At 73.5% G+C, this 24,443-nt stretch carries 23 protein-coding genes and 2 pseudogenes; 8 read left to right on the top strand and 17 right to left on the bottom strand.

Features of this window, described 5'->3' with window-relative positions:
* Positions 1 to 89 precede the first annotated feature (89 nt).
* Complete coding sequence (locus tag QQK26_RS13420) at positions 90 to 545, bottom strand: SRPBCC family protein (RefSeq protein ID WP_284233617.1); 456 nt, start codon at positions 543 to 545, stop codon at positions 90 to 92.
* A gap of 253 nt (positions 546 to 798) precedes the next feature.
* On the opposite strand from QQK26_RS13420, the gene QQK26_RS13415 reads away from it, so the two are divergent.
* Positions 799 to 1,560 carry an alpha/beta fold hydrolase gene (locus QQK26_RS13415; RefSeq protein ID WP_284233615.1) on the top strand — a complete coding sequence of 254 codons (762 nt, stop codon included), beginning with the start codon at positions 799 to 801 and terminating at the stop codon, positions 1,558 to 1,560.
* Positions 1,557 to 2,222 (top strand): esterase/lipase family protein, encoded by a 666-nt coding sequence (locus QQK26_RS13410; RefSeq protein WP_284233614.1) that lies wholly within the window; start codon positions 1,557 to 1,559, stop codon positions 2,220 to 2,222. The genes QQK26_RS13415 and QQK26_RS13410 overlap by 4 nt, the downstream gene beginning before the upstream one ends.
* A gap of 19 nt (positions 2,223 to 2,241) precedes the next feature.
* On the opposite strand, the gene QQK26_RS13405 is transcribed toward QQK26_RS13410, so the two are convergent.
* The 8 genes from QQK26_RS13405 to QQK26_RS13370 form a co-directional block, all read right to left on the bottom strand.
* Positions 2,242 to 2,871 (bottom strand): TVP38/TMEM64 family protein, encoded by a 630-nt coding sequence (locus tag QQK26_RS13405; RefSeq protein WP_284233612.1) that lies wholly within the window; start codon positions 2,869 to 2,871, stop codon positions 2,242 to 2,244.
* 130 nt (positions 2,872 to 3,001) lie between these two features.
* A complete protein-coding gene (locus QQK26_RS13400; protein ID WP_284233610.1) occupies positions 3,002 to 5,332 on the bottom strand; it encodes a penicillin-binding protein in 2,331 nt (776 codons plus the stop codon).
* 131 nt (positions 5,333 to 5,463) lie between these two features.
* Positions 5,464 to 5,814, bottom strand: a complete 351-nt coding sequence (locus QQK26_RS13395; protein ID WP_284233608.1) for a PLD nuclease N-terminal domain-containing protein — start codon at positions 5,812 to 5,814, stop codon at positions 5,464 to 5,466.
* A 30-nt stretch (positions 5,815 to 5,844) separates the two neighbouring features.
* Entirely contained in the window at positions 5,845 to 6,408 is a 564-nt protein-coding gene (locus QQK26_RS13390) for a manganese efflux pump MntP (protein ID WP_284233606.1), read from the bottom strand.
* A gap of 159 nt (positions 6,409 to 6,567) precedes the next feature.
* Positions 6,568 to 6,882, bottom strand: coding sequence for a biopolymer transporter Tol (locus tag QQK26_RS13385; RefSeq protein WP_284233604.1), 315 nt, complete (start codon positions 6,880 to 6,882; stop codon positions 6,568 to 6,570).
* A 3-nt stretch (positions 6,883 to 6,885) separates the two neighbouring features.
* A complete protein-coding gene (locus QQK26_RS13380; RefSeq protein ID WP_284233601.1) occupies positions 6,886 to 7,125 on the bottom strand; it encodes a hypothetical protein in 240 nt (79 codons plus the stop codon).
* A 126-nt stretch (positions 7,126 to 7,251) separates the two neighbouring features.
* Positions 7,252 to 7,422, bottom strand: coding sequence for a CsbD family protein (locus QQK26_RS13375; RefSeq protein ID WP_284233599.1), 171 nt, complete (start codon positions 7,420 to 7,422; stop codon positions 7,252 to 7,254).
* Positions 7,423 to 7,497: 75 nt separating this feature from the next.
* Entirely contained in the window at positions 7,498 to 7,677 is a 180-nt protein-coding gene (locus QQK26_RS13370) for a hypothetical protein (RefSeq protein WP_284233597.1), read from the bottom strand.
* Between the two features lie 131 nt (positions 7,678 to 7,808).
* On the opposite strand from QQK26_RS13370, the gene QQK26_RS13365 reads away from it, so the two are divergent.
* Both QQK26_RS13365 and QQK26_RS13360 read left to right on the top strand, forming a co-directional pair.
* A complete protein-coding gene (locus tag QQK26_RS13365) occupies positions 7,809 to 8,459 on the top strand; it encodes a hypothetical protein (RefSeq protein ID WP_284233595.1) in 651 nt (216 codons plus the stop codon).
* Positions 8,460 to 8,482: 23 nt separating this feature from the next.
* Positions 8,483 to 9,196 (top strand): SDR family oxidoreductase, encoded by a 714-nt coding sequence (locus QQK26_RS13360; protein ID WP_284233593.1) that lies wholly within the window; start codon positions 8,483 to 8,485, stop codon positions 9,194 to 9,196.
* Between the two features lie 584 nt (positions 9,197 to 9,780).
* Here QQK26_RS13360 and QQK26_RS13355 read toward each other — a convergent pair.
* Positions 9,781 to 10,971 carry a winged helix-turn-helix domain-containing protein gene (locus tag QQK26_RS13355; protein ID WP_284233591.1) on the bottom strand — a complete coding sequence of 397 codons (1,191 nt, stop codon included), beginning with the start codon at positions 10,969 to 10,971 and terminating at the stop codon, positions 9,781 to 9,783.
* Positions 10,972 to 11,118: 147 nt separating this feature from the next.
* On the opposite strand from QQK26_RS13355, the gene QQK26_RS13350 reads away from it, so the two are divergent.
* A complete protein-coding gene (locus tag QQK26_RS13350) occupies positions 11,119 to 13,926 on the top strand; it encodes a rhamnogalacturonan lyase (protein ID WP_348520022.1) in 2,808 nt (935 codons plus the stop codon).
* A 285-nt stretch (positions 13,927 to 14,211) separates the two neighbouring features.
* Here the strand turns inward: QQK26_RS13350 and QQK26_RS16290 are convergent, their stop codons facing one another.
* The 5 genes and pseudogenes from QQK26_RS16290 to QQK26_RS13330 all read right to left on the bottom strand — a co-directional run bounded on the left by QQK26_RS16290 (position 14,212) and on the right by QQK26_RS13330 (position 19,231).
* Entirely contained in the window at positions 14,212 to 14,862 is a 651-nt protein-coding gene (locus QQK26_RS16290) for an ABC transporter ATP-binding protein (protein WP_348520021.1), read from the bottom strand.
* 371 nt (positions 14,863 to 15,233) lie between these two features.
* A pseudogene (locus tag QQK26_RS16285) lies at positions 15,234 to 15,785 on the bottom strand (ATP-binding cassette domain-containing protein); the annotation flags it as partial.
* Complete coding sequence (locus QQK26_RS13340; RefSeq protein WP_284233589.1) at positions 15,782 to 16,621, bottom strand: ABC transporter permease; 840 nt, start codon at positions 16,619 to 16,621, stop codon at positions 15,782 to 15,784. The gene QQK26_RS13340 and the pseudogene QQK26_RS16285, both read right to left, overlap by 4 nt.
* Positions 16,618 to 17,595, bottom strand: coding sequence for an ABC transporter permease (locus QQK26_RS13335; RefSeq protein WP_284233587.1), 978 nt, complete (start codon positions 17,593 to 17,595; stop codon positions 16,618 to 16,620). Before QQK26_RS13335 ends, QQK26_RS13340 begins: the two co-directional genes overlap by 4 nt.
* A 13-nt stretch (positions 17,596 to 17,608) precedes the next feature.
* Positions 17,609 to 19,231 carry an ABC transporter substrate-binding protein gene (locus tag QQK26_RS13330; protein WP_284233585.1) on the bottom strand — a complete coding sequence of 541 codons (1,623 nt, stop codon included), beginning with the start codon at positions 19,229 to 19,231 and terminating at the stop codon, positions 17,609 to 17,611.
* A gap of 101 nt (positions 19,232 to 19,332) precedes the next feature.
* Here QQK26_RS13330 and QQK26_RS13325 point away from each other — a divergent pair, with 101 nt between their 5' ends.
* Entirely contained in the window at positions 19,333 to 19,944 is a 612-nt protein-coding gene (locus QQK26_RS13325) for a TetR/AcrR family transcriptional regulator (protein ID WP_284233583.1), read from the top strand.
* Positions 19,945 to 19,956: 12 nt separating this feature from the next.
* Here the strand turns inward: QQK26_RS13325 and QQK26_RS13320 are convergent, their stop codons facing one another.
* Positions 19,957 to 20,436 carry a hypothetical protein gene (locus QQK26_RS13320; RefSeq protein ID WP_284233582.1) on the bottom strand — a complete coding sequence of 160 codons (480 nt, stop codon included), beginning with the start codon at positions 20,434 to 20,436 and terminating at the stop codon, positions 19,957 to 19,959.
* 142 nt (positions 20,437 to 20,578) lie between these two features.
* On the opposite strand from QQK26_RS13320, the pseudogene valS reads away from it, so the two are divergent.
* Both valS and QQK26_RS13310 read left to right on the top strand, forming a co-directional pair.
* Positions 20,579 to 23,181, top strand: a pseudogene (gene valS / locus QQK26_RS13315) (valine--tRNA ligase).
* Positions 23,181 to 23,429: a hypothetical protein gene (locus QQK26_RS13310; RefSeq protein WP_284233579.1), complete on the top strand. Its 249-nt coding sequence runs from the start codon at positions 23,181 to 23,183 to the stop codon at positions 23,427 to 23,429. Before valS ends, QQK26_RS13310 begins: the two are co-directional and overlap by 1 nt.
* Positions 23,430 to 23,484: 55 nt before the next feature.
* On the opposite strand, the gene QQK26_RS13305 is transcribed toward QQK26_RS13310, so the two are convergent.
* Entirely contained in the window at positions 23,485 to 24,303 is an 819-nt protein-coding gene (locus tag QQK26_RS13305; RefSeq protein ID WP_284235343.1) for a methyltransferase domain-containing protein, read from the bottom strand.
* Positions 24,304 to 24,443: the final 140 nt, after the last annotated feature.

The raw sequence follows: 24,443 nt of genomic DNA, 5'->3' as shown, positions 1-24,443 counted from the left end.
CGGTTGAGTCAATCACTTGCCACCGAGTTGAGCAACCCCTCGACGGCAGCACGAAGGCCGCGGCACCCGCCGCGGCCCTCGGAAGCGGCTTACGCCTGCACGTCCCCGCGCCAGGCGCCGTCCGGCGAACCCTGCGACTCGATGTACTCCTTGAAGTTCTTCAGGTCCTTCTTCACTGCGTGGTTGTCGGCGCCGAGCGCGCCGCCGAGCTTCTCGAGCAGGCCGGCGGCCTCCCAGTCGAGCTGCACGGTCACGCGCGTCTCGCTGTCGCTCAGCTTGTGGAAGGTCACGACGCCGGCGTGGTCGACCTCGCCGCCGGTGCTCGTCCAGGCGACCCGCTCATCCGGGTGCTGCTCGGTGATCTCGGCCTCGAAGGTCTTCTCGACCGGGCCGACCTTGACGGCCCAAACCGTGAGCACGTCGGTCGGCTGGGTGATGGACTCGACTTCGTCGAGGAAGCGCGGGAACTCCTCGAACTGCGTCCACTGGTTGTAGGCGACGTTCACGGGCACGTTCACGTCGATCGTCTCGATGACCTGGGGCATGATGCCTCCCTCGTTGCTTTGGGGCGGCGCACGATCGCGCGCTGCACGCAGAACGCTACGAGCGGATGCACGCCCCGCCGCATCCGCTCCGCCTGCGGTCAGCCCGTTGCCACCGAGCGCACGATGCGCACCGAGGTCGCGTTCAGCGGACGGCGCGGTCCCGCCCACAGCCGCCCGCGACCCGCCGCGATCGTCGGTCCGCATCCAGCCATCGCGACGATGCGGTCGAGGCGGGCGGCACTACCGTGAGCGGATGCCCCTGCCGAGCACCGTGCGCGACGTCGTCATCGACGCGCTGGCGTTCCGCATCCGCTCCAGCCCGGTACCGGCCGGCGCGGAGCACGCGCGCCCCGCGGTGCTGCTGCACGGGCTCGGCATGTCGCAGCGACCGCTCGCGCCGCTGCAGGACCGGCTCGCCCTGCGCCGCCCGGTGCACGTCGTCGAGCTGCCCGGCTTCGGCGGCCGCCCGGCACCGCTGGGCGACGTGCCCGTCGACTCGATGATCGCGGCCCTGGCTCGAGCGCTCGACCTGCTCGGGGTGCGCGACGCCGTGGTCGTCGGGCACTCGCTCGGCGCGCAGTGGGCCGTGGAGCTCGCGGCGCAGCGGCCCGGCCTGGCCTCGGCAGTCGTGCTCGTGAGCCCCGTCGTCGACGAACGGCGCACCTCGCGGGCGGCGCTCGCGCTCGCCATCCTCGCCGACTTCCTGCGCGAGCCGCCCTCGATCGTGACGATCATGGTCACCGATGTGCTGCGCACGGACCTGCGCTGGTTCTTCGCGCAGGCGGAGCGCATGCTGCGCTACCCCCTGCTCGAGCGCGTCGCCCAGCTCGACCCGCCGGTGCTGGTCGTGGGCGGCGCGCGCGATACGGTCGTGGGCCGCCCCTGGCTGCGCCGCCTGCGCGATGCGGCTCGGGGCCCGCTCGCCATCGTGCCGCGCGCCGCGCACAACCCGCAGTTCACGGCGCCCGGGGCCGTCGCCGACGCGATCGACCGCTTCCTGGAGCGGCGGCGGTGAGCGGGCCGCTGCGCCGGCTCGGTTGGTGGGCGGCCGACTACGCCTACGCGCTGCGCTGGCAGCTCGCCGCCGCACTCGACCGCACCGACCCGCAGCGCTACGCGACCGGGCCGCTGGCGCCCGTGGTGGTGCTGCCGGGGGTCTACGAGACCTGGCGGTTCCTGCATCCGCTCGTCCGCGCGCTGCACGAGCGCGGGCACCCGGTGCACGTCGTCACGGCGCTGCAGGGCAACCGCGCGCCCGTGCGCGACGGCGCCGCGCTCGTCGCCTCGGAGCTCGACCGGCTCGACCTGCAGCACGCGGTGATCGCCGCGCACAGCAAGGGCGGGCTGATCGGCAAGCAGGTCATGCTCTCCCCCGCGGGACGCCGGGTGCGCGGCATGGTCGCCGTGGCGACGCCGTTCGGCGGCTCGCGCTACGGGCGCTTCATGCCGGGAGCGACCCTGCGGGCGTTCTCCCCGCGCGACGCCACGATCGTCGCCCTGACGGGCTCGGCCGACGTCAACGCCCGCATCGTGTCGGTCTACCCCGCCTTCGACCCGCACATCCCCGAGGGCAGCGAGCTGGCCGGCGCCAAGAACGTGCCTCTCGCGACCGGCGGGCACTTCCGTGTGCTCGCCGACCCCCGCGTCATCGCCGAGGTGGCCGCGCTCGCCGAGTGAGCGAGCGGACCGGATGCGCTCAGGCCGCAGCCGTCGCCGCCTGCCGGCGGCGCACCAGCAGCCACGCCGCTCCGCCGACCGCCGCCACGGCGGCCACCGCGGCGAAGAACGGCCAGCCGAGGTGGAAGCCGTAGGCGCCGATCGCCACGAAGACGACCGTGCCGGGGATCGTGCCGATGAGCGTGCCGAGCGCGTAGTCGCGCCGGCTCACCCGGGTGAGGCCGGCGCTGTAGTTGATGACCGTGAACGGGAGCACGGGGATGAGCCGCAGCAGGATGAGGGCCTTCAAGCCGTGGTCGCTGAGCGCCTCGTCCGCGCGCCGGAGGTGGTCGCCCATGATGCGCCGCAGCAGGTCCTGCCCGAGCCCTCGACCGATGAAGAAGGCGAGCGCCGCGCCGAGCATCGAGGCCACCGTGACGAGCAGCACGCCCAGCCCCAGGCCCCAGACGAGACCGGCGGCGATGCTCACCACGCTCTTCGGGATCGGCACCAGGCTCGCGAGCCCGTAGCCGACTACGAAGACCAGCCCGCCCCAGAACCCGAACGCGGCGACCATGTCGCGGATCTCGTCGACCGTCGGCACGGGCAGCACCAGCCAGAACACCACGACGACGACGAGCAGCACCACGACGGCCGCGCCCTGCAGCACGGTCGTGCGGCGGCTGCGACGGTCGCGGTCGCGATCGTGCTGGTCGGTGGTCTCGGTGCTGATGGCGGCGGCTCTCGTTCAGGGGACGCCCGATGGTACCGCCGCGCCGACCGCACCGGAGCGCGCCGGTTCAGGAGCGGGGCACGCCGTTGCTGGCGTAGACGGTCACCGGCGTGCCTTCCGGCGCCGACGACCCCGCCGCCGGGTTCGTGAAGGAGATGCGCCCCGCCGAGTAGCCCGAGTTCACCGGCTCGCCGACGACCATCGAGAAGCCGAGGCTGTCGAGCAGCGGACCCGCCTCGTCGGCGGTGAGGCCGGCCAGGTCGGGCACGACGCCCTGCTGCAGCTCGGGGCCTGCGGGCGCCCCCGGCTGCGCGCTCTGCACGACGCGCGGACCCGCCGCCGGCCAAGCGTCGCCGCCGAAGCGCTCGTTCGAGTAGCTCAGCATGTCCCGCGAGAAGTAGTGCGAGACCAGTCGCGCCGACGATCCGTTGATCGACGCCCGCGACAGGTTCTGGCCGTTCTCGCCGCCGGTGACGTTGCCGACCCACGATGCGGTGGCCATCTTGGAGCTCGCCGCGGCGATCCACGACTGGCGGTAGTCGTCGGCGGTGCCGGTCTTGGCGAACACCGGGGTGCCGCCCGACGGACGGGCCTGGCGGCCGGTGCCGTTGTAGACGTCCTGCAGCGCGCCGATCGCCACGTCGGCGACCTGCGGGTCGAAGGCCTGGCGGCAGTTCGCATCCGGCCGCTCGATCTCCTCGCCGTCGCGCTCGACGCGGTCGATGATGATCGGGTCGCAGTACCGCCCCTCGGCGGCGATGCCGGCGAAGGCCGCGGCGAGGGTGAGCGGCGCGATCTCGTTGGTGCCGAGGATGGTCGGGGCGTAGAACTCGAGGTCCCGTCCGTCGGCGCGGTGCACGCCGAGCGACTGCGCCATGTCGCGGATGCCGCAGAGGTCGAGCTGCTCGGCCATCGCCGCGTAGCCGGTGTTCGACGAGTTGGTCGTGGCGTAGCGCACGTTCATGCGGTCGGGCTGGGTCGTGAAGTTCTTCGGGTCCCAGGGTTCCATGCTGCCCGGCTGGCAGCTGGCGTGGAAGTCCGTGAACGCGCGGCGCCGGGAGTCGAGGTTGTCGTCGAGCGAGTGCCCCTCCTGCAGCCACTCGAGCAGCACGAAGGCCTTGTAGGTCGATCCCGACTGGAAGCCGCTCGACCCGCCCATCCAGCGGTCCGCGTTGTAGTTCAGGGCCGTGGTGCCCGGGGCGGCGTTCTCGCTGGCGTCGAGGGCGCGGTTCTGCACCATGTACTGGATGCGCCCGGTGCCCGGCTCCACGCCGCTCGACGCGGCGCCCAGGTCGTAGCCCTCGGCGGTCGCCGGGGCCCGATCCTGCATGATCTGCTGGGCCCGCTCCTGCACGTCGACGTCGATGGTGGTGTAGATGTCGTAGCCGCCGTGCCGGAACTCGGCGCGGCGCTCCGCGGCGTTCTCGCCGAAGGCCTCGTCCTGCTCGACGGTGTTGCGCACGTAGTCGCAGATCCAGGGCAGCCGCGACGCCATGCATCCGTTCTGCACCTGCTGGATGTTCAGCGCCGGCCGCTCCGGCTTCAGCGCGGCGGCCTCCTCAGCGGTGATCATGCCCTCGTCGGCCATGTTGTCGAGGATGTAGCCTCGACGGACGTCGTTGCGCTGAAGGTTCTCCTCGACGTCGAGCCGGAGGGCGTTCGGGCTCTGCACGATGGCCAGCAGCGCGGCCGACTGGTTGACGTCGAGCTCGCTGGCGTCGACGCCGAAGTAGTAGTGCGCCGCGGTCTGGATGCCGTAGAGGTTGTTGCCGAAGGTCGCGATGTTCAGGTACGCGCCGAGGATCTGCTCCTTCGAGTACTCCTTCTCGAGGGCGATCGCGTAGCGCACCTCCTGCAGCTTGCGCGCCGGGGTGGTCTCCGTGGCCTCCGTGAAGAGGCGCTCGGCGAGCTCGGGGTCGCTCTGCAGGTAGCGCTGCGATTCGGCGACGAGCTCGTTGCGCACCAGCTGCATCGTGATGGTCGACCCGCCGGCGTCGTCGCGGTCGGCGAGCACCTCGGCGGTGGCTCGCAGCAGCGACGGCAGGTAGACGCCGTTGTGCTCCCAGAAGTTCGGGTCCTCGGCGGCGATCGCGGCGTTCAGCACGTTCTCGCTGATGCCCTCGTAGGCGACCTCTTCGCGGTTCTGCTCGAAGATCGTCGCGATCTGCACGGGCTCGCCGTTCTGGGTCGCGAAGATGCGCGTGCGGTTCGACTGCTCGCCGATGGTGATGTAGTCGGGCAGCACGTCCCAGTACCCGGCCGCGCTGCTGGCCGCTCCGGTCGACACCGCGATGGCGGGCATGCCGAGGGCCGCGACGAGGGCTCCGGCGATCACGCTCATGCCCAGCAGCCCGGCGATCGCGCCGAACACTCCGCCGATGCGCGGTTCTTCTTCCATCGAGTCCGGCTCCCCCGTCGTTCCAAGTGCTTCGCGTGGCCCCCGTCACGCGATCGGGCAGGCTCCAGGCTACGTCCCGCACCTGCGCGATCGGTGACCGCGAGGCGGATGTCAGCCTCGGGGATGACGGCTCAGCGGCGGTCGTTGTCCTCACGGGCCTCGAGGCGCTCGTAGAACGCGATCTCCGCCTCGAGGTCGGCCAGCTGCTGCTCGGTGCTGCGGGTGTCGACGGCGGATGCGGGGCGTGGAGCGGGCTGCGACCGACGCTGCTGCCGGAGATCCATCGCGGCGCGCGGACTGCCGCCAGACCACTCACGGCCGAGGACGAGCCAGAGCGCTCCGCCGAGCAGGGGGACGAGCGCGACGATGATCGCCCACGCGACCTTCGGCAGGTGCTTCACCTGGCTGTCGTCCCGGGAGATGATGTCGACGAGCAGACCGATGGTCAGGACCAGGTACACGAGCGAGACGACGATGTGCACGGTGCTCCCCCATCCGATCCTGCAGGCAGCCTAGAGCACGCCGAGGTGCTCCAGCAGGATCTTCGAGCCGATCGCGATCAGCACGACGCCGCCGATGAGCTCGGCCGGCCGCCCCAGGCGGTCGCCCACCCGCTGGCCGAGCCAGGTCGCCAGCAAGGAGAGCAGCAGGGTCGTCGCTCCGATGACCAGGATCGCGGCCCAGATGGACAGCGGCAGCACCGCGAGGCTGACCCCGACGGCGAGCGCGTCGACGCTCGTCGCGAGCGACAGCACGAGCAGGGCCCGCAGTCCGGGGGCGGCGGGCTCGTGGTGCTCCTGACGGCGCAGCGCCTCCCAGAGCATCCTGCCGCCGATGAGCAGCAGCAGCCCGAAGGCGACCCAGTGATCGTAGTCTTCGATGAACGACATCACGCTCGCGCCGAGGGTCCAGCCGATGAGCGGCATGACGGCCTGGAACGCTCCGAAGAGACCGGCGACGAGCAGCGCGCGCCGCCAGTCGAAGCGGCGGCGCATCGCGACGCCCTGGGTGAGCGCGACCGCGAAGGCGTCGGCGGAGACGCCCACGGCGATCAGGAGCAGCTCGGCGACGGGCACGGGAGCCTTCCGGTGGGGCACGGCGCGCCGGACGGCACGCCGGCGCTGGCCGTCCCGCCGGGCGGTCGGGACGCCCCATCCTGTCCCCCGGAGGGTCGTGGACCCAGCGGAACCGGGGTATTCGGCACGCCGAATCCGAGACGGAGGGCGCCCTCGCCGTCAGCGCTGCTCGAGCTCCGCGAGCGCCGCCTCGGCGGCGGCCAGCCGCTCGGGCTCCCCGCGCTCCCACCACGCCTCGCCCCGCTCGCCCAGGCCGTGCTTCGCGAGGCCGACCCGGTGCCGGGCCGCGGCGAGCGCCGCGTCGTCCCCGTCGCGCTTGGCCGCCCGCACCGCCGCGCGCGCCCGCCCGAGCTGCGACTGCAACGCCTCGACGAGCGGATGCGGCAGGGCCGGGTCGGTGCGCCGCCAGCGGCGGCCGTCGATCACCAGCCAGCGGTCCGGGTGCTCCGGGTCCTCGGTGACGGCCCTGCCCATCCGCTAGTCCGTCGTCAGCTCGCCGGAGGCGATCGCGTCGGCGTACTCGCGCACGTCGGGGCCGGGCTCGTAGTCGATGAAGCGGCCCTTCAGCCGCTTGTTGAGCTCGGCGTAGATCGCGTCGGAGTCCTCGCCCGCGTGGGAGCCGGCGACCTCGGTCACGGCCTCGCGGAGCACGCGGTCGGCGTCCTCGAGGATCTTGGCTCGGGCGGGTTCGTTCCACTGCACGTCGTCGATTCGCATGCGGGCGACGCTAGGCCGCCGCCGCACGGCGAGGCGAGGCGCTGCGCTGCCGTTCAGCCGCCGCCGGGGCCGCGCACGACGAAGGACCGGCGGAGCGTCGCTCCACCGGCCCTCGGCGCCGTCTGGTCAGTCGCCCTTGACGGCGTTCTTGATGTCGTCGCCGACCTGCTTGAGCTTCGCGCCGGCCTGATCCGTCTTGCCGTCGTTCTCGAGGTCGCGGTTGCCGGTCGCGGCTCCGGCCGTCTCCTTGAGCTTGCCGCCCAGGTCCTCGGCCTCGTGCTTCGCCTTGTCGCTCATGCGAGCTCCTCTCTCGGTCACGACCACGGTCGCAGCCGCGCCCGCACGTGCTGTGGGCGCCGCCTGCGAGTAGCCTCAGTCGTCGGCGTCGCCGGGGCGCACCGCGGCGTCATCGCTCCAGTCGATGCGCGTGGCACCGCCCGTGCCCTCGCTCAGCTCGATGCGCTCGTTCGCGTCCTCGGGCACGGCGTTCGGGGCGGTCGTCAACTGCTCCTCGCGCTCGGCGGGGTCGGTGATCCTCTTCGGCTCGGTCATAGGGCGATCCTGCGTTCCCCGACTGCCGGTGGCCTGCGGCTCGACTCGACGCCGGGTGGGAGCGGCGTCGGTGCCGCCGGGTAGCGTTGACCCTGCCCGGCGCACCCGACGAACGGGCGTGAGGAGCGGACGTGGCCCCGGGTCGGCGCAAGCAGCGGCAGGCGACCGAGCCTGCCGCGCCCGTGACCGGTCCCGAGGTGGACCGCCAGGTCGACGAGGGCATGCTCGTCGTCGCCGCCGCGCTGCGCATGAGCGCCAAGAACCGCCTCATCGTGAACGTGCTGCGCGACCGCGGCTCCTACGACGAGGAGGGGTTGGCCGACGCCGTCCGCGAGGAGATCGACGCCCTGATCGCCGAGAAGGAGCGCACGGCGGAGCGGCTCGTGGCGATCGCGACGCGCGCGTCGACGCGGCGCGGCGACGCGCTGCACCAGAGCGACTACCGGCGCGCGGACGCCGGCGCCATCGAGCTGCGGCGGGCCATCGAGCTCGCCCTCGCGGAACGGCTTCGCGCCGCCCGTGACGACGAGGCGGCCGTCGAGGCGATCGTGGACGAGGCTCGCGCCTCGGCGATGGAGGAGATGTTCCGCCCCCGCTACCTCGCCAGCGCGCCCCGCGAGCCGGAGCGGGACTACGCCGAGCACCGGGACGAGCGGATGGGGCGGGTCGCCGACGACCTGGCCCTCCTGCTCGAGCACCCGCCGGGTGCGCCGCCCGAGCAGCCGATGATCGAGGTGCCGCCCAAGCGCAGCTGGTGGCGCACGTTCTTCAGCTGGGAGTGACCGGACCGCGGCAGGATGAGGCCATGGACCTCGGACTCGCAGGCAAGGTCGTGCTCGTCGTGGGCGGCAGCGGACTCATCGGCAGGGCGACGGCGCGCACCCTGATCGCGGAGGCGGCGACGGTGGTGCTCGCGGCCCGCGGCGGCGATCGGCTCGAGCGGGCCGCAGCGGAGCTCGGCACCACGTCGGTGGCGTTCGACGCCCGCGACGCCGACGCGGTCGCCGCCGGCGTCGCCGCGGTCGTCGCACAGCACGGCCGGCTCGACGCCGCCGTCGTCACCGCGGCACCCTCGGCCTCCACCCTCGACGCGACGCGCGACCGCGACCCCGCGCAGATCCTCGAGGCGCTGGACGGCAAGGCGCTCGGCTTCCTGCGCGTCGCCGAAGCGGTGGCACCGCACCTGCACGCCGCCGGGGCCGGCCGCATCGTGGGCGTGAGCGGGCAGAACGCACGGCTCACCGCATCCGTCACCGGAGCCGTGCGCAACCAGGTGCTCATCACGATCGCGAAGATCCTGGCGGATGCGCACGCCGGCACCGGCACGACCGTCAACGTCGTGAACCCCGGGCCGGTGCGCGAGGCCGCCGCGCACGGTCGCCCCGGCACGGCCGAGCCGGGCGACTCCTCGCCCGAGGAGGTCGCCGCGGCGATCGTGTTCCTGCTCTCGCGCCAGGCTGCGGCGATCAGCGGCGAGCAGATCGCGCTCGGGCACCGCCTGCGCGGCGTGCAGGGCTGAGCGGCTCGGCGCTGCGCGGCGCGGCTCCGCGCGGCACGGCGCGGCTCGGCTCCGCGCGGCACGGCTCCGCGCGGCACGGCTCTCCTGACGTTGCCGTACCGAGACGACAAGGCAGTAGGCCTCCCCGTACAGCATCGTCGCTCCGGTACAGCGAAGCGCAAGTCAGCCGCCCTACGAGCGGAGTCACGCCGCCGAGCGAGCGGAGCAACCCGACGCGGCTCGGCCCGACGCGGCTCGGCTCGGCGCGGCGCGGCGCGGCTCGGCTCGACGCGGCTTGGCTCGGCGCGGCTCGGCGCGGCTCGACGCGGCTCGGCGCGGCTCGACGCGGCTCGGCTCGACGCGGCTTGGCTCGGCGCGGCTCGGCTCGTGCTCGTGCTCGCGCTCGCGCTCGCGCTCGGTTCTCCTGACGTTGCGGTATCTCAACGACAAGGCAGTAGACCTCCCCGTGCCGCATCGTCGCTCCGGTACAGCGAAGCGCAAGTCAGCCGCCCTCCGAGCGGGGCCCCGTCCGGCGAGCGCAGGCCGGCCGTGGGCGAGCGCAGGCCGGCCGTGGGCGCGCCCGTTCGGCGCGCCGCGGCCCCGGCTCAGCGCGGACCGAGCAGCACGGGGCCCGTGCCGGGCAGCTCGACCGCGCCGAGCCCGAGCCACGCGGCCGTGCGCTCCATCGCGGCCTCGAGCTCGGCCATGACCCGGGCGGGGTCGGCGCCGTGCTCGATGCCGACCCGGTGCGCCCGCAGCACCCCGGCCCGCCGGTCGCTCTTCACGTCGACGCGCGCCACCAGCTCGTCGCCGAGCAGGAAGGGCAGCACGTAGTAGCCGTGCACCCGCTGCTCGGCGGGCGTGTAGATCTCGAGACGGTAGTGGAAGCCGAAGAGCCGTTCGGTGCGGGGGCGGAACCAGACGAGGTTGTCGAACGGGGTCAGCAGCGTGCTCGCCTCGATGCGGCGGGGCCTGCGGGCCTCGGCGTGCAGATAGGCCGGGTCCCTCCATCCGCTCACCTCGACCGGTTCGAGCTCGCCGCGCCCCACGAGCGCCGCGATCGCCGACGCGGTCTCCGCGCGCGACATGCGGAAGTAGTCGCGCAGGTCGGGCTCCGAGGCCACGCCGAGGGCGCGCGCGGCCAGCCGCACGAGCTCGAGGTGCGAATCGGCGGCCGGCCGTTCGACGAGCAGCTCGGGCGGCGCCACGCGCTCGACGAGGTCGTAGTGCCGCTCGAAGTTGATGCGCCGCGCCGCCGCCACCTCGCCGGCCCAGAACAGGTACTCGGCCCCGGTCTTGCCGAGGTGCCAGTCCCACATCTCGCGCTGCTCGCGGGGCGCCCGCTCGTAGCCGAGCTCGCTCGATCGCAGCGGGCCGCGGTCGGCGATCTGCGCGCGGATGGAGGCGAGCGCCTCGGGGTGCTCCGACGGGAACCGGCGGATCGACCCCCACGCCTGCTCGCGCACCAGCCGCTTGCGCCAGCCGAACTGCGCGTACGCCTCGGGGCTGAGGATGGACGCCTCGTGCGCCCAGTACTCGAGCAGCTCCGGTTTGCGTCGGCCGGGGGCGTGCGCCGTGAGGCGGTCGAGCAGTCCTCGGTCGTAGGCGCCGAGCCGAGAGAAGAACGGCAGGTAGTGCGAGCGGCTGAACACGTTGACCGAGTCGAGCTGCACCACCGCGAGCCTGCGCATCGTGCGGCGCAGGTGGCCGAGGTTCACGACGTCGGGCTGCGGGGCGCCGAAGCCCTGCGCGGCCAGGGCGATCCGGCGCGCGGCGGCAGGGCTCAGACGGGGCATGCGTTCGATCCTGGCAGGGGCCGCCGACACGTGCATCCGCTCGACGCCACCCCCTTGACGGGGGTCGGAATCTGGCTAGGCTCGCCGGAAAACGCTTTCCTTAACGCGGAGGATTCAATGACGAATCGATCGAGACCCCCTGCCCGGATGCGCGCGACAGCCCTCGTCGGCAGCGCCGTGATCGCCCTCGGCCTCTTCGGCGGCGCATCGCCGGCGAGCGCGGAGGAGGTACCGGCGGGACCCGCGGACCGTCCCGGCCCGCAGCTCGAGGAGCTGGGCCGCGGGCTCATCGCGGTCACCGCCCAGGGTGGCGTGCACCTCAGCTGGCGCCTGCTGGGTCACGAGGTCACCGGCCACTCGGCGAGCGGTGTGACGGGCGCCGACTTCACCGTGCTGCGCGACGGCGAGCCCATCGCGACGGTGACCGACAGCACCGCCTACCTCGACGCCGACGGCACCGCGAGCAGCGAGTACACGGTCGTCTCGAGCGACGGCGACGTCAGCGACCCCGTGGTGCCGAGCGCGGACGGGTTCCTCGACATCCCGCTGCAGCGGCCCGCCGGGGGCGTGACCCCGCCCGGTGTCATCCACCCGGAGGGCGAGGCCTACGAGTACCACGCCAACGACGCCAGCGTCGCCGACCTCGACGGCGACGGTGAGCTCGAGTACCTGGTCAAGTGGGACCCGTCGAACGGCAAGGACGTCTCGCAGGTCGGCTACACGGGCACCGTCTACCTCGACGCCTACGAACTCGACGGCGAGCTGCTCTGGCGGCTCGATCTGGGCGTGAACATCCGCGCCGGCGCGCACTACACGCAGTTCCTCGCGCAGGACTTCGACGGCGACGGCAAGGCGGAGGTGATGCTGAAGACCGCGCCCGGCACCCGCATCCTGCCCGCCGGCGACGCCGCCTCGGCGCAGTACGTGACGATGCCGCAGCAGGACATCGACGCCGGCTTCTCGAACGAGGACGACTACCGGTACTCCGCCGAGCAGTACGCCGAGCACCTCGCCGACGTGTTCCGGGGCTGGCACGAGCACCCCGAGGTGGTGGCCGGGCGGTGGCCCGCCACGATCGAGGAGGCGATCGGATGGGGTGAGGCCTCCTTCGACTACCCGCTCTCCGAAGCGGATGCGGCGACCCTGGTCGACCGCTTCATCGACGTCTACGCGCCCTCCCGCAGCTCTCGCAACGTGCTGCGGCAGTTCGAGGGCTTCGTCATCAGCGGCCCCGAGTACCTGACCGTCTTCGAGGGCGCGACCGGCGCCGAGTTGCATACCGAGCACTACACGCCGGAGCGCGGCGACGACGGGCTGCTCTGGGGCGACTACGCGATGGGCCGCATCGAGCCCGGCAACCGGGTGGACCGCTTCCTCGCGGCCACCGCCTACCTCGACGGCGAGCGGCCCTCGGCGATCTTCGCCCGCGGCTACTACACGCGCACGAACATCGTCGCCTACGACTGGGACGGCGAGAACCTGACGCAGCGCTTCCACGCCGACAGCGGTCACGCGCCGATGAGCAACCCCTTCGACGACGGGCCGCACGGCGTCGAGGGCACCTCGGAGGAGTGGGGCACGCTGACCACCCAGGGCTTCCACTCGCTGAGCGTCGCGGATGTGGACAGCGACAGCCGGCAGGAGATCGTCTACGGCTCCGCGACGCTCGACGACGGCTCGCTGCTCTACAGCAGCTACGACACGATGCCCGAGGGCAGCGCGACGCCCGGCGAGCCGGCCAAGCTCGGCCACGGCGACGCCATGCACGTCGGCGACTTCGATCCCGATCGCCCGGGGCTCGAGATCTTCACCGTGCATGAGGGCGGCACCTACGCCCCCTACGGCTGGGTCATGCGCGCCGCCGAGGACGGCGAGATCCTCTTCGGCGAGTACACCGGGCGCGACACCGGGCGCGGTATGGTCGGCGACGTCGACAAGAAGACGCCCGGCATCGAGGTCTGGTCGGGCAACCCGCCGAACCAGGCCGACCCCGCCGCGAGCGGGCTCTACTCGGCGGCCGGCGCGCGCCTCGGCGACGCGATCCCGGGCACAAACGCGAGCATCCGCTGGGCCGGCGACGGCACGACGCAGCTGGTCTCCGGCGGCGTGGTCGCGGCCGACGTGCCGCCCAGCTCGCCGTCGATCGTCCGCCATCCCGGTCGGACCCTCCTGACCGCCGAGGGCACGCTCACCAACAACGGCACCAAGGGCAACCCGTCCCTCGTCGCCGATGTGCTCGGCGACTGGCGCGAGGAGCTCGTGGTGCGCACCGCCGACAGCAGCGCGCTGCGCATCTACACGTCGACGGAGGAGACGCACATCAAGCTGTACACGCTGCTGCACGACCCGCAGTACCGGGCCGACGTCGCGCGCCAGCAGACCTCCTACAATCAGCCGGCGTACCCGAGCTTCCACCTGGCCTCGGACACCGACTGGTCGACCGTGCCGCTGCCGACCACCGCGGTGACGCCGGATGAGGTCGTCTCCGCCGACGGCATCGTCACCATCCCCGACACCGAAGGGGTGCGGTACCTGCTCGACGGCGAACCGGTCGAGGCGGGCGAGATCGACGTTCGAGCGGATGCGGAGACCGCGTCCTCCGGCACGTCCGGCACCGGAGGGGTCGCGCTCGCCGCGGTCGCGGCGCGCGAGGTGACCGTCACGGCCGAGGCGGAGCGCTGGTACCGCCTGGCCGCGGACGCCACCGCCAGCTGGACCTTCGCCATCGCCGACACCCCCGCGCCCGGTGACGGCGGCGGGGACGGGCCGGGCGGCGGAACCGAGCAGGACGACGACGGAGCGAGCGCTGGCGCCGGCGCCGGCACCGCGGCGACCGGCAGCCTCTCCACCACCGGCGCCGACCTGCCCGTGCCGCTGCTCATCGGCGCAGCCTTGGCGCTGCTCGCCGGGGCCGCCCTGCTCATCGGGCGGAAGATGCGAGGCCGCCGAGGCTGACTCGCGCGGGAAGGAGCCGCTTCCGCGCACGGGGCCCGGGCGCATCGCGCCCGGGCCCCGTGCCCTCACCAGCTCGCAGATCGGCGGCTTCCTGCCGCATCGGGCGGTCGATAGCGGCAGCATCACGCCGAACTGCTGGTGCGTGCGCGCGCCGGTTGCGGGCCTGGGGCGGGTGGGTTGCCCCAACTCGCTGCAGCGGAGCGCGTCGCGCGCACCCTCTCTCGCCACCACGAGCATCCCCAGGCGCCACCGCGACCGCGAGCACCCTCTGACCCCGCCAGGTGCTCAGGTCGCCGCCGCGAGTAGCTCCCGCGTGAAGGCGTGCCGCGGCTCCAGCAGCACCCGGGCCGCGGGCCCCTGCTCGACGAGCTCGCCCGAGCGCATCACCGCGACCGTGTCGGCGATGCGCCGCACGACCTCGAGGTCGTGCGTCACGACCAGCACTGCGAGGCCCCGCTCGCGGCGCAGCCGGTCGAGCAGGTCGAGGATCGTGCCGCGCACCGCGGCGTCGAGCGCCGACACCGGTTCGTCGGCGACGAGCACGTCCGGCTCGCTCGCCAGGGCGCGGGCGATCGCGAGACGCTGCCGCTGCCCACCCGAGAGCTCGCGCGGCCGGCGCTCGAGCAGTGCCGCGTCGAGCGAGACGTCCGCGGCGAGCGAGCGGATGCGCTGCGCGCGTCCCGCCCGCGGCACCCCCGCTTCGGCGAGCGCCTCCGCGAGGATCGCGCGCCCGGTCCAGCGCGGGTCGAAGCTGGCGAGCGGGTCCTGGCCGATCAGCTGGATGCGACCGCGGCGGGCGCGCCGCCTCCGCTCGGACAGCGCGCTCCACGGTGCGCCGTGCAGCAGCGCCTCGCCCGCATCCGCTCGCTCGAGCCCCAGGAGCAGCCTGGCGAGCGTCGTCTTGCCGGAACCGGACTCGCCGAGCAGCCCGAGCACCTCGCCGCGGTGCAGCGCGACGTCGGCGCCGGCGACCGCGACGGTGCCGCCGAAGTGCTTCGCGAGCCGGCGCGCCTCGAGCACGACCGGCCCCGCCTCGGCCCCCGGCCGACGTGGTCCGCCGAGTCGCCCGCATCGCGCGGCGGCTCGGCTCCACCCACCACCGAACCCCGCACCGCCGACGGCCGGGCGGCCTCGACGAGGGCCACGGTCGCCGGATGCACGGGCGCCGTCAGCAGCGTCGCCGTCGCCCCCTGCTCCACGAGCGCGCCCTCGTGCATCACGGCGACGCGGTCGGCGATGCGCGCGACGGCGCCGAGGTCGTGGCTGACGAGCACGATCGCGGTGCCGGCCGTCTTGAGCTCCGCGAGCAGGTCGAGGATGCGCGCCTGCACGGTCGCGTCGAGCGCCGTCGTCGGCTCGTCGGCGACGAGCACGTCGGGGCCCGCGGCGAGCGCCGACGCGATGAGCGCGCGCTGGCGCTGCCCGCCGGAGAGCTCGTGCGGGTACGCGGCAGCGCGCCCCGGCAGGTGCACTCGCGCGAGCAGCGCGTCGACCGTGTCCAGGGGCCTGCGGTGGATGCGCAGGGGCTCGGCCACCTCCGCGCCGATCCGGCGCAGCGGGTCGAGGGCGCTCAGCGCGTCCTGGTTGACGAGGGCGATGCGGCGACCGCGCAGGCGGCGCCAGGCGCGTTCGGGCAGGCGGCGCGCATCCGTCCCTCCGATCTGCAGAGCGGATGCGCTCACCCGCCCGGGTGCGAGCCCCAGCAGCGCCCGCGCGGTGAGCGTCTTGCCCGAGCCCGATGCCCCGACGATGGCGAGGCACTCCCCCGGCGCCACGTCGAGATCGACGCCGCGCAGCAGCTCGTGGCCGTCGACGGCGAGGCGCAGGTCCCGCACACGCAGCGCGCCCGCCCCGCTCATCGCCGCCCTCCGAGCCACCGGCCGAGCACGCTCGCGCACACCACCGACGCGGTGATCGCGGCCCCGGGGAACACGGCGACCCACCACGCGGTGCCGAGCAGGTTGCGGCCCTCCGAGAGCAGCACGCCCCACTCGGGCGCGGGCGGGGTGGCGCCGAGGCCGAGGAAGCCGAGCCCCGCCGCCGACACGATCGCCGTGCCGAGGCCGAGCGCGGCCATGGTCAGCAGCGGGCCGAGCAGGTTCGGCAGGACGTGCCGCAGCACGCGTCGCCAGGGCCGCTGGCCGAGCACGAGCGCGCTCTCGACGAAGGCGCTTCGGGCGAGCTGCTGCGTGCGCACGCGGGCGACGCGGGCGTAGGCGGGCACCGCGGCGAGCGCGACGGCGACGAGCACCGAACCGGTGCCCGGGCCGAGGATCGCGATGAGCAGCAGCGCGACGAGGAACTCGGGCAGCGCCATGAGCACGTCCACGGCGCGGGCGAGCACGCCGTCGACGCGGCGCGGGGCGAGCCCGGCGAGCGTGCCGAGCAGGCCGCCGGCCACGAGCGCGAGGCCCGTGGCGCCGAGCCCGAGGCCGAGGGAGGCGCCGGCGCCGTGCACCACGCGCGTGAAGACGTCGCGGCCGGAGCGGTCGGTGCCGAACCAGTGCTCGGGGCTCGGGGGCAGGGTGCCGGCGCGCGCATCCGTCGCCGTCGGCGATCCCGGCGCGATGAGCGTCGGGGCCAGCGCCGCGACGAGCAGCACGAGCAGCACCGCGGCGGCAATCAGCGCGGGCACCGCGCCGGGCCGCCAGCGGGGGGCGAGGATGGCGCGACGGGCGCCGGGCACGACGCTCATCCGCTCGCCCGTTCAGAGGATCGCAGCCGCGGATCCAGCGCGCGGGCGCCGAGGTCGGCGACCTGCGACAGCACGGCGAAGACGAGGCCGGACAGCACCACGAGGGCCATCACGACGGGCAGGTCGCGGTTGAGGATCGCGGCCAGCACCATGCGCCCGAGCCCGGCCCGACCGAACACGGTCTCGACGAGCACCGCTCCGCCGAGCAGCGAGCCGAGCAGGTACCCGGCCAGCGCGAGCGTGCCGACGCCCGCATGCCGCAGGGTGTGGCCGAGCAGGCGGATGGGACCGGCGCCCCGGGCACGCACCGTGAGCGCGAAGGGCTCCGCGGCCGCCGCGTCGAGCCCCTCGCGCAGCACCTGCCCGAGGATCGCGGCGACGGGGATCGCGAGCGTGACCGCCGGCAGCACGAGGGATGCGGCATCGCGCGTGGCGATGATGGGGAACCAGCCGAGACCGAAGGAGAAGACGGTGATGAGCAGCAGCCCCGACCAGAAGGTCGGCGTGCTCGCGGCCACCAGTTCGACAGCCGAGACGAACCCGCGCAGCACCCCGCGGGAGAGCACGGCGCCGACGAGCGCGAGCAGCACGGCGAGGCCGAGCGCCGCGGCGGCGAGCTGCAGGGTCGGGCCGACGGCGGAGCCGATCACCTCGGCGACGGGCTGCCGGGCCTGGAACGAGGTGCCCAGGTCGCCGACGAGCAGACCGCCGAGGTACTGCAGGTAGCGCAGCCAGGGCGGCAGGTCGAGACCGAGGTCCTCGCGCACCCGGGCGCGGGTCTCCTCGCCGACCTGCGCGTCCACCCCGATGATCGTGTCGACCGGATCGCCCGGCACGAGCTGCAGGGCGAGGAAGGCGAGCGTCGCGGCGCCCCAGAGCACCATGAGCACCGCCCCGAGGCGGCTCGCGAGGGCACGCAGCAGCGCCGCCGCACCGGGAGCGGTGCGGCGGCGCTGGGTCGGGGCTGCGGTCACGCCCTCGACGATGTCAGACCGACACCCCGAGGAACAGCGGGCGCCCGTAGATGTCGTAGCTCAGCCCTTCGACATCGCTCGACGAGGCGGTGATGCGGGCCGGCGAGTAGAGCGGCACGATGGCCCACTGCTCGGCGTTCCACTGCTGCACCTGCTCGTAGAGCGCGGCCTGCTCGGCGGGGTCGGTCGAGGCCGCGGCCTCGTCGAGGATCGCGTCGAGGGACGGATCGGAGACGGCCGAGGCGTTCTGGAATCCGCCGGTGCGCAGGTGGTTGGCGAGCACCTCGCCGCCCGTGCCGGCGAAGCTCCAATCGGTGATGTCGATCTCCTTGGGTCCGTAGCGCGCGTTGTACTCGGCGGGCTCGACGACGCTGCGCACGAGCTCCACGCCGATGCCGGCCAGGTCCTGCTGGATGAGGTCCGCGAGCGCGGCCGCGTCGTCCGGCTGCGGGGTCCACGCGACCCACTCGACGCTGAGGCGCTCGCCGTCCTTGGTGCGGAAGCCCTCCGCATCCGTTCCGGTCCAGCCGGCCTCGTCGAGCAGCGCCTCGGCGGCGGCCGCGTCGACGTCCCAGGAGCCCTCGAGCGCCGCGTCGTAGCCGGGGGTGGTCGAGGTCAGCGCGCTCCAGGCGCGGGGGTAGCCCTCGCCGTAGACGCTCTCGACGTCGGCCTCCACGTCGATGCCGCGCGCGATGGCCTCGCGCACGCGCACATCCTGCAGCGCGCCGCGGTTCACGTTGAGGTACAGCGAGTAGGGCACGCCCGGCAGCTCCCACACCTCGGTCTCGGCGTCGCCGAGCTGGTCGACGTCGGTGGGCAGCACGTCGGCGATCACCTGCGCCTCACCGCTGGTCAGCGCGCCGTTGCGCACCGACGCCTCAGGCAGGATGCGGATGTCGAGCGTCTGCGCCGTGCCGATCTCGGCGCCCTCCGGCGCCCACGCGTAGTCGTCGTTGCGCTCGAGCACGAGCTCCTGGTCGGGCACGTACTCGGTGAGCACGAAGGGGCCGCTGCCGACGGTCGCCTCCGGGCTGCCGGCGGCGAGGTCGGCCTGGTCGAGCTCTAGGGATGCGGGCGAGTACAGCCCGAGGAACGGGGTCGCGACACCGGAGAGGAACGGCGCGAAGGGCCGGTCGAACTCGAAGCGCACGGTGCGGTCGTCGACCACCACGGCCTCGCGGTACGCGCTGTCCTCCGGCTGCTCGGTGTTGTAGCCGATGAGGGCCGCGGCGCGGAACGAGGTGGTCTCGGGGTCGATCACGTGATCGAAGTTGGCCTTCACGACCTCGGCGTCGAGCGCCTCGCCGTCGCTGAAGGTGACGTCGTCGCGCAGGGTGAAGGTGTAGCTCAGCCCGTCGTCGGCGACCTCGTAGGACTCCGCGAGCCAGGGCGAGAAGCTGCCGTCCTGATTCTGGGCGACCAGCGAGTCGAACACGTTGCGCAGCACCATGGCGCTCGAGTCGAGCTGCGTGCGGTGCGGGTTCATGTGGCCGTTGGCGATGTTGCCGCCCTCGATGGCGAAGGTCACGGTGCCGCCGTCGGCGTCGTCGCCCGAGGGCGCGGCGCAGGCGGCGAGGCCGAATCCTGCGGCCACGACGAGGGCGACGGCTGCGGTGCTGCGGGCATGGCGGGGCATGGGGGTCCTCCGAGGGGAGCGGATGCGGGTGCACTGCAGACAATATCTGAACCCGGTGCAGATATTCCCGCGCCCCACCCGGTCGACATACTGGAGGCATCATGCCCGCCCCCTCCGCATCCCGTCCCGGCCGCGGCCGGCCGCGCCGCGCGAGCCGGGACATCCTCGAGGAGGCCGCCTACGAGCTGTTCCTCGAGCAGGGCTACGCGGGCACGACCGTCGACCAGATCGCGAGCCGCGCCGGCGTGAGCCGGGGCACCTTCTTCAACTACTTCACCGCGAAGAGCGACGTCTTCTGGACCCAGATCGACGACGCGCTCGACGGGCTGCCCGCGCACCTCGAGGCCACCGATCCCGCCCTGCGCCCCGTGCGCGCGATGGGCGAGGCCTTCGCCGACGCCGCGCTCGCCTTCGGCCCCGACCGGGTGCCGTGGCTGCTCGGCCACGTCTCGCTCGTCGGCAGCGCCGAGGAGGTGCGGGCGAGCGCCATCCACCGCATCACCCGCGCCGAGCTGCTGCTGCGGCACTTCGCCGCGTCGCGCCTCGGAGCGGATGCGGGCAGCATCCTGCCGCGCGCCATGGCGGCCACCGCGATCGGCGCGGTGACCGCCGCGGTCATGGCCTGGGCGGATGCGGGCAGCGCCCGTGGCCCGATCGAGCCGTTCCTCGTGCGCGCGCTGGCGCCGCTCGCGGACGGCTTCGATCACTCCTGAGCGCGTCCGACCTCAGCCCTGCTGCAGCGCCAGCGCGTCGAGCGAGGCGCGCAGTGCGGGCAGCAGCTCCTCGGCCGACGGCTCGTCGACCGAGCCGACCGCGATGATGGTGTCGGCGAAGTAGGCGTGCGGCACCACGACGATCCGCAGCGCCTGCACGAGGCGTCCCGCCTCGGCGCTGTCGAAGACCGCCTCGAGCGCGAAGCCCGGCAGGTCGAGCACCGGCTCGTTGCGCCGCGCGAGCTCGGCGAAGCCCGGCGCCTGCGAGAGCGGCCCGACCACGGCGGCGATCGCCTCCTCGAGCGTGCGCGCGCCCGGCGTGCGCTGCACCGTCACGCACACGTTCGCGCGGAAGGCGTCGGGCTCGACGGGAGCTCCCGCGGCGAGCACCGTCTGGGGCACGGCGATGGGCGCCCATCCCTCGGGCAGCTCCAGCGTCAGTGCGGGGTAGGCGGGGAAGAGCTCGCTCGGGAAGGCGATGGTCTCGGCCATGCGGGTCCTCTCGGAAGGTGGTTCGGTCGGCCCGCCGACGCTACCGGAGCCGCATGACCGCTCCCCGCATCCGCCGGTAGCATGGACGCCGATCCCCCATCCAGGCACCCACACCCGGTGCCGCCAATACAGGAGTGCCGCCATGTCGTCCATCCCCGAGAAGCCCGCCCTCGAAGGCCTCGAGCAGAAGTGGGGGCCGGTCTGGGAGGACCGCGGCACCTACCTGTTCCCCGCGACCGCGCGACGAAGGCGAACGTCTTCTCCATCGACACGCCGCCGCCCACCGCCTCCGGCTCGCTGCACATCGGCCACGTCTTCAGCTACACGCACACCGACGTGGTCGCCCGATTCCAGCGGATGCGCGGCAAGGACGTCTTCTACCCGATCGGCTGGGACGACAACGGCCTGCCCACCGAGCGCCGCGTGCAGAACTACTACGGGGTGCGCTGCGACCCGACGCTGCCCTACGACCCCGACTTCACCCCGCCGTTCGAGGGCGGCGACAACAAGTCGTCGAAGGCCGCCGACCAGCTGCCGATCTCGCGCCGCAACTTCATCGAGCTCTGCGAGCGCCTCACGGTCGAGGACGAGCAGCAGTTCGAGGACCTCTGGCGCACCCTCGGCCTCTCGGTCGACTGGACCCAGACCTACCGCACGATCAGCCCGGAGTCGCAGGCCGTCGCGCAGAAGGCGTTCCTGCGCAATCTCGCCCGTGGCGAGGCCTACCAGGCGGATGCGCCCACCCTCTGGGACGTGACCTTCCGAACCGCCGTGGCCCAGGCCGAGCTCGAGGACAAGGACCAGCCGGGCGCCTACCACCGCCTCGCGTTCCACGCGGCGGACGGCGACATCCACATCGAGACGACCCGCCCGGAGCTGCTGCCCGCCTGCGTCGCCCTCGTCGCCCACCCCGACGACGAGCGCTACCAGCACCTCTTCGGCACGACCGTGCGCACCCCGCTCTTCGACGTCGAGGTGCCCGTCGTGGCGCACCACCTCGCGCAGCCCGACAAGGGCTCGGGCATCGCCATGATCTGCACCTTCGGCGACCTCACCGACGTGATCTGGTGGCGCGAGCTGCAGCTGCCGAACCGCGCGATCATCGGCTTCGACGGCCGCATCGTCAGCGAGGCCCCCGCCGCCATCGAGAGCGAGGCCGGCCGCGCCGCCTACGCCGAGCTCGCCGGCAAGACGATCTTCAGCGCCAAGAAGTCGATCGTCGAGCTGCTGCAGGCCTCGGGCGAGATGATCGGCGACGCCCGCGCGATCACCCACCCGGTCAAGTTCTTCGAGAAGGGCGACAAGCCGCTCGAGATCGTCTCGACCCGCCAGTGGTACATCAGCAACGGCGGCCGCGACGATTCGGTGAAGGAGCGCCTGGTCGAGCTCGGCAAGGGCATCGACTTCCACCCCGACTTCATGCGGGTGCGGTTCGAGAACTGGGTCAACGGTCTCAACGGCGACTGGCTGATCTCGCGCCAGCGCTTCTTCGGCGTGCCGATCCCGGTCTGGTACCCGCTCGACGGCGACGGCAACCCCGTCTTCGACCGCCCGATCGTGCCCGACGAGGCCTCGCTGCCGGTGGACCCGTCGTCGGATGCGCCGGCCGGCTACGACGAGAGCCAGCGCGGCGTCGCGGGCGGCTTCCAGGGCGAGCTCGACGTCATGGACACCTGGGCCACCTCCTCGCTGACCCCGCAGCTCGCGGGCGGCTGGGAGCGCGACCCCGAGCTCTTCGACCTGGTGTTCCCCTACGACGTGCGCCCGCAGGGCCAGGACATCATCCGCACCTGGCTCTTCTCCACCGCGCTGCGCTCGCTGCAGGAGCACGAGGGCCGCGCGCCGTGGCAGCACGCCGCGATCTCCGGCTTCATCGTCGATCCCGACCGCAAGAAGATGTCGAAGTCGAAGGGCAACGTCGTCACCCCGGCTGGCCTGCTCGTCGAGCACGGCTCCGACGCGGTGCGCTACTGGGCCGCCAGCTCGCGCCTCGGCACGGACGCGTCGTTCGACCCGCAGAACCCGAAGCAGATCAAGATCGGTCGCCGCCTGTCGATCAAGGTGCTCAACGCGGCCAAGTTCGTCTACTCCTTCCCGGTGCTCGCGCCGTCGACCGGCGGCGAGCCCGTCGCGCCGACGGAGGCGCTCGACCTCGACCTGCTCGCCGAGCTGTCGAAGGTCGTCGCCACCGCGACGAAGGCCTTCGAGGAGTTCGACCACGCGCGCGCGCTCGAGACCGCCGAGCAGTTCTTCTGGACCTTCTGCGACGACTACCTCGAGCTCGTCAAGGAGCGCGCCTACGGCACGGCGGAGGGGGCCGACGAGGCCACGCAGGCCTCGGCCGTCACGACCCTGCGCCTCGCGATCGACGTGCTGCTGCGCCTCTTCGCCCCGTTCATCCCCTTCGCCACGGAGGAGGTGTGGAGCTGGACCCACGAGGGCAGCGTGCACGCCGCAGCCTGGCCGAGCGTCGACGAGGTGCCGGCGACCGAGCCGAGCGGTCTCCTGGGCCTGACCGGCCAGGCGCTCATCGGCATCCGCCGGGCGAAGACGGATGCGAAGGCCTCGCAGCGCACGCCCGTCACCTCGGCGACGGTGCAGGTGCCCACCGAGCAGCTGCCGCTCATCGCACGGGCCGCCGGCGATCTCGCCGCGGTCGGCCGCATCGAGCAGCTCGAGTTCGTCGCCGGCGACGAGGTCGCGGTCACCGCGATCGAGCTGGCACCGGCCGAGGAGCAGGGCTGATGCAGCTCGGCACGCGCTGGGCGCTCGACGCGACCCCGCCGGCCCAGCTGCCCGAGGCGGTCGTCAAGGCTGTCCGCGGCGTCGAGGCGGAGCTCGCGGAGTACCGCGCGGCCGGCCACTCGACCGACGGCTGGCGCTGGACGCTGACCTGGCTCGAGGGCCGGCCGATCGTCGACCTCGACGACGGCACGAGCATCCGCTACGACGAGGCCCGCGACCTCGCCGTGGTCGTGGAACCGCAGGACTGAGCTGCAGACGCGGAGGGCCGCTCCCCACGGGGTGCGGCCCTCCGCCGTGCTCGGGCTAGGCCCGGGCGAGGATCTCGTTGTGCGGCATGTTGAACAGGCCGTTCGGCGCCGCCGTCCACTCGCGCCAGGCGTCCGAGATGCGCTGCAGGTCGTCGGTGCTCGCGAGTCCCCACTCGACGGCCTGGCGGGCGAAGTCGGAGTGCAGGGCGCGGTCCGCCCAGCTGCCGCCCCACCACTCCCGCTCCGCCGGGTCGGCGAAGCACCAGATCGTCGCGGTCGCCGTCACGTCCTCGAAGCCGGCGCGCAGCGCCCAGTCGAGCAGCTGCGGGCCGGCGTCGGGCTCGCCGCCGCCGCGCCGCGCCACCTTCTCGTACAGGTCGCGCCACTCCTCGATGCCGTCGATCCACGGGAACCAGCGCACGCCGCCGTAGTCGACGTCGCGCACCGCCACGAGCCCGCCGGGCTTGGTCACGCGCCGCATCTCGCGCAGCGCGGCGATCGGGTCGGCCATGTACTGCATCACCTGGTGCGCGTGCACCACGTCGAAGGTGTCGTCCGCGAAGTCGAGGGCGTAGACGTCGCCGGTGCGGTACTCGAGGTTCGTCAGCCCCTCGGCGAGCGCCTCGGCCTGCGTGCGCGCCACGATCTCCGCGCCGGCGTCGATGCCCACCACCCGACCGGCGTGCAGCCGGCGGGCGAAGTCCTTCGTGATCGTGCCGGGGCCGCTGCCCACGTCGAGCAGGTGCAGCTCGGGACTGAGGTGCGGCGCGAGGTAGGCGGCCGAGTTCTCGACGGTGCGGCGGGCGTGCACGCGCAGCACGCTCTCGTGGTGGCCGTGCAGGTACTGCTGGTCGGCGGGGCTGGGATTGGTCACGACCACATCGTACGAGCGCCGCAGCCCGTGTGACGCCGCCGGTCGAGCGGATGCGGTCGTCCGCTCAGCGCAGCGCCGCCAGCGCCTGCATCCCCAGCACCGCCCACGCCCCGGCGAGCAGGAACGGCCCGAAGGCGATG

It is taken from the genome of Arenivirga flava, from assembly GCF_030161575.1.
Taxonomy (GTDB): Bacteria; Actinomycetota; Actinomycetes; order Actinomycetales; family Microbacteriaceae; genus Arenivirga; species Arenivirga flava.
This window is presented reverse-complemented; position numbering and strand designations above follow the sequence as displayed.